This window comes from Nocardia sp. NPDC004168 (assembly GCF_040610355.1).
Classification (GTDB): Bacteria; Actinomycetota; Actinomycetes; order Mycobacteriales; family Mycobacteriaceae; genus Nocardia; species Nocardia sichangensis.
In genome coordinates, this window is record NZ_JBEXME010000030.1 from 61319 (window position 1) to 68057 (window position 6739).

Genomic DNA, 6739 nt, shown 5'->3' on the forward strand with positions numbered 1-6739 from the left:
AGGAGTTCCCTACCTAGGTCGACATCTGTGTCGAGTCCTGTTCACGGTCGCTGGGTGTGCGGTGCGGAGGCGTGCTGCCCGCGGATCCGCCGGCTCGAAGCCGACTTCATCCGCGAAGACACCGACTGCTGCCTCGACAGCCGTCGGGTGCCAGCCCGCGCTGGGCTTGCCCTGAATCTGGGTGCGGTTCGACGCATGCATGGCAAGGCAATTCACTTGCGTGCCGGACATGCCGAACGCACCGATTCCGGACAGACCGATCCCCTGCAAGGCGAGGATCCCCCGGGAGGCCGCCATGGGCGCATAGACCGCAACGCCACTGGCGCCGAAGTTCATGATGTTGTCCATTGCTCTGCCTCCCTCCTGTACTCGTTGTGTGTCGGTAACTGTGCGCGCCGAGATGCCCTCCCGGTGCGTGAAATCCACCATAGGCAAGATCGTCGAGCGGGACAACCTATTTTCTACCTGCGGTTTTGTGATGTGGATCGAAGCCGGGACGCCACGATCGCGAGCACATCTGCGCCGAACTGGTCGATCTTCTTCGCACCGATGCCCGCGATCGCGGCCAGCGCGGCGTCGTCGGCGGGCTGTTGTTCGGCGATCGCGGTGAGCGTGGTGTCGGTGAACACGACGAATTCGCGCACCCGCAGCGCCTCCGCCTTCTCCGCACGCCAGCCCCGCAGTGCGGCAAGCAATTCCGCGTCCAGCTCGGCCGGGCAACGGCGGCAGCGGCCGAGCATGGTCGCGTAGGTGCCGATCAGCGGTTTCGCGCAGACCCGGCAGGTCGGGCGGACACCGTTCGGGGCCGACGGCGGTGCCGCGATCCGCGAGGCGGGCGAATCATCCGGCACGAGACCGTTGAGGAAGCGCGAACGCCGCCTGCTGCGCCTGCCGCCCTCGTTCCTGGCCAGCGCCCAGGACAGCCGCAGATGTTCGCGCGCCCTGGTGACCCCGACGTAGAGCAGCCGCCGTTCCTCCTCGAGCGCCGCCTCGTCGGCGACGGAGCCGTCGTCGGCGAGGACGTGCGCGATCGGCATGGTTCCGTCCGACAGCCCGACGAGGAACACCGCGTCCCACTCCAACCCCTTGGCGGCGTGCAGGGAGGCCAGCGTGACGCCCTGCACCGTGGGTGGATGCCTGGCCTCGGCGCGAGTCGCGAGCTCGCGCAGCAGCCCGGTGAGGTCGAGCCGGTCGTCGTGGCCGACGAGTTCCTCGGTCAGCCGCACCAGCGCGACCAGCGAGGTCCAACGTTCACGCGCCTGGGCGCCCGCGGGTTCCGTGGCGGTCAGGCCGAGCGGCGCGAGCACCGCGCGGACCAGCGAGACCAGGGAGTTGCCGCTGCGCGCCTGGTCGGGCAGGTCGTCGCGGGCGGCGGCTTGCCGCAGTGCCTGCACGGCCTGCCTGACCTCGGCGCGCGCGAAGAAGCCCTCGCCGCCGCGCACCTGGTAGGGGATACCGCGCTCGGTGAGCGCCTGCTCGTAGCTCTCCGAGTGGGCGTTGATCCGATAGAGCACGGCGATCTCGGCGGTCGGTGTGCCCGCCGCGACGAGCCGGCCGATCGCCTCGGCCACCGCCGCGGCCTCCGCCGGCGCGTCGTCGTATTCGGCGAACACCGGCTCGGGCCCGTCGGCGCGCTGGCCGATCAGTTGCAGCCTGGTACCCGCGATGCGCCCGCGCGCCGCTCCGATCACCCGATTGGCCAGCGACACCACCTGCGGAGTCGACCGATAGTCGCGTTCCAGCCGGACCACGGTGGCGTCGGGGAAGCGCCGGGAGAAGTCCAGCAGGTAGCTCGGCGTGGCGCCGGTGAACGAATAGATGGTCTGGTTGGCGTCGCCGACGACGGTCAGGTCGTCGCGGTCGCCGAGCCAAGCGTCGAGCACGCGCTGTTGCAGCGGGGTGACGTCCTGGTACTCGTCGACGACGAAACTGCGGTAGCGGCCGCGGAATTCGTCGGCCACCGCCGGATAGTCCTCCAGCGCTGCGGCCGTATGCAGCAGCAGGTCGTCGAAATCCAGCAGCAGCCCGTCCGGCGTCGCCTTGAGCTTCTCGTAACCCGCGTAGACGTCCGCGACACGCAGTGCCTCGTAGGGCGTCTCGCGCCGCTGCTTCGCGACCGCCGCCGTGTAATCCTCCGGAGCGATGAGCGAGGCTTTCGCCCACTCGATTTCGCTCAGCAGGTCGCGCACGCTGTCAGTGGCCGTGGACAGCCCGGCCTGGTGCGCCGCCTGCGCGACGATCGGGAATTTCGCATCGATCAGCCGCCACGGCACGTCGCCGACGATCTGCGGCCAGAAGTACTTCAGCTGCCGCAACGCCGCCGCGTGGAACGTCCGCGCCTGCACCTGGGTCGCTTCCCCGCCGAGGCCGAGGGCCCGCAGCCGGGTCCGCAGTTCCCCAGCGGCCCGAGCGGTGAACGTCACCGCGAGCACCTGATCGGCTTTGACGTGCCCCTGCGCGATCTGATGCGCGATGCGATAGGTGATGGTCCTGGTCTTTCCGGTGCCCGCGCCCGCGAGCACGCACACCGGGCCGCGCGGTGCTCGCACGGCGGCGGCCTGCTCGGGATCGAGGTCTGCGAGGTCGAGAGCGGGCACGCGATCCATCATGACAGCGCCCACCGACACACAACCGGTCGCGGTCGGGAGCAGCCGCTCGCGAGCAGACCGGCACCGAGGCAAGAGACGGCATCGGCGCGGTAGCCGTGCGCCGCACGCGACCGCCCGTTGTACGCCTCGTCGCCGCTTCGGGCGGCCGGGCGCGTGGCGTTCAGCGGTCGCTCAGCAACCGCAGGGAACGAGCGAAGGGGGCGCTGTCTTGCGAGCCGAGCGGCGCGAAGAACTCCGCGTCGCATTCCTCCACCGCGACGATGGCCCGGTTCACCAGCGCCACGCCCGCTTCGGTGGCGACCAGGGCCTTCGCCCGGCGGTCGCTGGGGTGGTCGCGGCGTTCGATCAGACCCTTCTGCGCCAGGGCGCGCAACACCTGAGAAGTCATCATCGGATCGGTGGCGGCGTATTCCGCCAGGTCACGCTGCCGGACCGGATCTTCGCGGCCGGCGGCGAGGTAGGTGAGCGAAGCCAGCAGCACGAATTGCACGTGGGTCAGGTCGAAGGGAGCGAGCGCCGCCCGCTGTGCCGCCTGCCAGCGGTTGGTCACTTGCCACAGCAACAGTCCGGGACTTTCCTCTGCCGCGCGAAATCTGGAACGCAGTCCGCCGTCCCCCGCCTCGTGCATCGGCCTCCCTCACTCGTCGGTCATCTCCCGCGCGATCAGCGCGTAGTCGTGCGGGCTGAGTTCTATCAGGCCACGACGCAGGATCATCCCCCAGTTCGGCACGCTGGTGAGGTCCAGTTCGTCACGCAGCGTATCGATCGGCGCCTCCCGCGCTTCGGCTCGGTAGCTGACCGAACGGCGCCACGGCCGGAAGCAACCGCCGTCCTGCGGGTCGGCCTGCCAGGCCGGGTGGTCGTCGATGGTGCCGATCGCGGTGAACGAGCGCACCGGCGCTCCGGCCCGCATGCCCTCGCGCGGCGAGTAGTACACCAATCCGTCGCCCGGCCGCATGCGTTCCACCGCAGCGCGCTTGCCGTGGTTCGCCTGGGCGATGCCCAGCTCGACACCGCGCCGGACATGTTCCCTGGACACGACGGCAAGCCAGTACTTCGTGCTCGAACCGGTAGCACTCATGCCGGGACCCCCTCGGCGACGGCCACCAGTGCGTCCAGGTCGGGCTGCACGGATTTCGCCAAGTCGGCGCCCAGGATCTTGGTCCACAACAAGCGCAGCGGTCCGTCGATCGAGACCGTGACGGTGACCGTGGTGCGGTTTTCCGCGACGGCGACCTCGTGGGCGAAGGTGAGCCGCGCGCCGAACAGCTTCGAGACGTCGACGAACTCGCGATCGGTCAGACGCGCGACGACGAACCGGATCTTCGGGCCGCCTTTCGGCCGCAACGTCCCGGTGGCGCCCTCGGCGAACGGTCCGTCCAAGCGCACCCACTCGGTGTCGGTGTTCCACTCCGGCCAGGTGGCCATGTCGGCCCAGCGGGCGAAGAAGGCGGTCGGCGGCGCACTGGAGGTGGCCTGCGCGGTGGCGATGATCGTCATACATTTAGTATGCGCGCATACTAAATGCCGCGCAAGTCGGGATATCGTTCGAGTCGGAACAGTGCGCGGACGTCCGGCGTTGCAGTGTCCGTGACTGACGCGAACCCCACCCTGACGATGTACTCGACCACCTGGTGCGGCTACTGCCGCAGGCTCAAGAAGCAGCTGGACGAGGCGGGCATCGGCTACGTCGAGATCGATATCGAGCAAGACCCGGCGTCGGCCGAATTCGTCGGCAGCGTGAACGGGGGCAACCACGTCGTGCCCACCGTGAAGTTCGCCGACGGTTCCACCGCGACGAACCCGTCGCTGGCGGCAGTCAAGCAGGTCCTCGCCGGTCTGTCCTGATCAGCCGCCGCGCGCGGGTCGCATCGGCCCGCGCGCGCTAGTCGATCGCGGCCCAGGATTCGATGATCGTGCGCGCGATCGAGATCGAGCCGGGCAGCAGCAACCGGGCGCCCCCGTCCCGATTCGACCAGTCGCCCACCGCCAACGCTTCGCGCACCTGTGCGCGGGTGAACCAGTCGGCCTCGGCGATCTCACCATCGGTGAAGGTCAGCGGCTGTGTGGGATCGGCCACCGCGGCGAAGCCGAGCATCAGCGAGCGCGGGAACGGCCACGGCTGGCTGCCCAGGTAGGTGATCTCGCGCACGTCGAGGCCGACTTCCTCGCGCATCTCGCGCTCCACGCAGCGCTCCAGCGACTCGCCCGCCTCGACGAACCCGGCCAGCAGCGAGAACAGCGACTTCGGCCAGCTGGCTTGGCGGGCGAGCAGCACCCGCTCCCCACCGTCGTGGATCAGGCAGATCACCGCCGGATCGATGCGCGGGAACTCCTCGTAACCGCTCTCGGTGACGCGCGACCAGCCCGCCTTGGCCGACATGGTGACGGTGCCGTCCGCGCCGTGGAACCCGGCCTTGTCGTGCCAGTTCAGCAACGCGATCGCGGTCGAGAGCAACGCGGCGGTGCGGTCGTCGACGGCGCCGCCGGCCAGCGCGCGCAGGTCGGTCAGCGCGCCCTCCAGCTCCGGATCACGCACCGCCCACAGATGGACGCCCTCCTCTACACCGAGGAACACCGCGTCCGGGCTCGGCTCGGCGGAGAACTCCACGGCCGGGTCCAGGATCAGGGCGCTTTCGTCGAGGCGCACCTGCCCGCGGCGGTTGATCCGCAGGAGCCTGGCCTCGGCCCAGCCCTCCTTCAGGGCCTGGGCATCACCTCGGATGTGCTCGGCCCTGTCGACGACAGAACGGGAGAGCAACGGAACGCTATTGAGCTGAAATGCCGACACGGTTCGAGACTATCGCCGAAGCTGTGCGGCCGGTTCGCGCCGGGGTCACTTGCCCGCTCGACGGATGTACAACAGCTTGTCGCCCGCCTCGACCGCGTCGACTTCCGGCTCGCCCACGCGGTAGAGCACCCCGTTGCGCACCACACCGAGGACGATATCGCTCAGATGCCGTGGCGAGCCGCCGATCTCGGACGGCTCCACCTCGCGTTCGGCGACGGCGAAGCCCTCCTCCGGGGTGAGCAGGTCTTCCATCATCTCCACGACCGTGGGCGTGGTGGTCGCGATGCCGAGCAACCGGCCCGCCGTCTCCGAGGACACCACCACCGAGTTCGCGCCGGACTGGCGGACCAGGTGGGTGTTCTCCGCCTCCCGGATCGAAACCACGATCTTGGCGGCCTTGTTCAGCTCCCGGGCGGTCAGGGTGACCAGCACGGCGGTGTCGTCGCGATTGGTGGCAACCACCACCGAGTCGGCGTGCTGCACACCGGCCAGCCGCAGCACGTCGGACTGGCTCGCCGAGCCGTGCACCGTGACCAGCCCGGCGTTCGCGGCCGCCTCCAAGGCGACCACGTCGGTGTCGACAACGACGATGTCGGCGGGCTGCACCCCGTCGCCGAGCATGGCGTCGATCGCGGTCCGCCCCTTCGTGCCGTATCCGACGACCACGGTGTGATTGCGCACGGTGTGCCTCCATCGCTGAATCTTGAAAGCCTGCCGGGAACGTTCGGTCAGCACGCCCAGCGTGGTTCCGACCAGGACGATCAGGAACAGGATGCGCAGTGGGGTGATGATGACGATGTTCGCCAGCCGCGCCTCGGGCGTCACCGGGTGGATGTCGCCGTATCCGGTGGTCGACAGCGACACCGTCGCGTAATAGAACGCGTCCAGGAACGACAGTTCGTTGCCCGAGTTGTCGTGGTACCCGTCGCGTCCGAGGTAGACCACCAGCGCGGCCAAGAACAGCAGCCCCGTCGCGAACAGCACCCGTCTGGTCAGCGAAATCCACGGACTGGTCTGCACTTCCGGGATGCGCAGCAGACCGACCAGGGCGAAATCGGGCCTGCTGGCCAAGCCCAGGCTGCGCGCTCGGTCACCGAACACCGGGCACACCCGTCGTTTCGTCGCTCGTGTCGGTCATACCCGGTAATCCTTGTCCCTCCGGCACACCGGGGAGCCTACTGTGTTTGTTTTTCCAGCGCCTTCGGCGCTGGGTGTTCGCGGCCCCCTTGTGGCTCGCGTGTGCGCGGCCGCCGCTTGCTCCTTCGTCGCGTACGCGGCGGCCGCGCACACGCGAGCCGGGCCGCGAACGGCGGATGCTCGGTCTCGCTTCGCTCGAAAG

8 protein-coding genes are annotated in these 6739 nt (G+C 69.2%); 1 reads left to right on the top strand and 7 read right to left on the bottom strand.

Annotation, left to right across the window (positions count from 1 at the left end):
- Positions 1 to 9: 9 nt before the first annotated feature.
- The 5 genes from ABZW96_RS32380 to ABZW96_RS32400 form a co-directional block, all read right to left on the bottom strand.
- On the bottom strand, positions 10 to 348 hold the full coding sequence (locus tag ABZW96_RS32380; RefSeq protein ID WP_355079953.1) for a hypothetical protein: 339 nt from the start codon (positions 346 to 348) through the stop codon (positions 10 to 12).
- A gap of 113 nt (positions 349 to 461) precedes the next feature.
- Positions 462 to 2609 carry an ATP-dependent DNA helicase UvrD2 gene (locus ABZW96_RS32385; protein WP_355079955.1) on the bottom strand — a complete coding sequence of 716 codons (2148 nt, stop codon included), beginning with the start codon at positions 2607 to 2609 and terminating at the stop codon, positions 462 to 464.
- 160 nt (positions 2610 to 2769) lie between these two features.
- Positions 2770 to 3237 carry a MarR family transcriptional regulator gene (locus ABZW96_RS32390; protein ID WP_355079957.1) on the bottom strand — a complete coding sequence of 156 codons (468 nt, stop codon included), beginning with the start codon at positions 3235 to 3237 and terminating at the stop codon, positions 2770 to 2772.
- A gap of 9 nt (positions 3238 to 3246) precedes the next feature.
- The gene (locus ABZW96_RS32395) at positions 3247 to 3690 is read right to left on the bottom strand and encodes an EVE domain-containing protein (protein ID WP_355079959.1); all 444 of its coding nucleotides are present in this window, start codon (positions 3688 to 3690) and stop codon (positions 3247 to 3249) included.
- Positions 3687 to 4109 carry an SRPBCC family protein gene (locus ABZW96_RS32400; protein WP_355079961.1) on the bottom strand — a complete coding sequence of 141 codons (423 nt, stop codon included), beginning with the start codon at positions 4107 to 4109 and terminating at the stop codon, positions 3687 to 3689. Before ABZW96_RS32400 ends, ABZW96_RS32395 begins: the two co-directional genes overlap by 4 nt.
- A gap of 84 nt (positions 4110 to 4193) precedes the next feature.
- On the opposite strand from ABZW96_RS32400, the gene ABZW96_RS32405 reads away from it, so the two are divergent.
- The gene (locus ABZW96_RS32405) at positions 4194 to 4457 is read left to right on the top strand and encodes a mycoredoxin (protein ID WP_355079963.1); all 264 of its coding nucleotides are present in this window, start codon (positions 4194 to 4196) and stop codon (positions 4455 to 4457) included.
- A 37-nt stretch (positions 4458 to 4494) separates the two neighbouring features.
- Here ABZW96_RS32405 and nudC read toward each other — a convergent pair whose 3' ends face one another.
- A complete protein-coding gene (gene nudC / locus ABZW96_RS32410) occupies positions 4495 to 5400 on the bottom strand; it encodes an NAD(+) diphosphatase (RefSeq protein WP_355079965.1) in 906 nt (301 codons plus the stop codon).
- A 45-nt stretch (positions 5401 to 5445) separates the two neighbouring features.
- Positions 5446 to 6501 (bottom strand): NAD-binding protein, encoded by a 1056-nt coding sequence (locus ABZW96_RS32415; RefSeq protein ID WP_355079967.1) that lies wholly within the window; start codon positions 6499 to 6501, stop codon positions 5446 to 5448.
- Positions 6502 to 6739 lie beyond the last annotated feature (238 nt).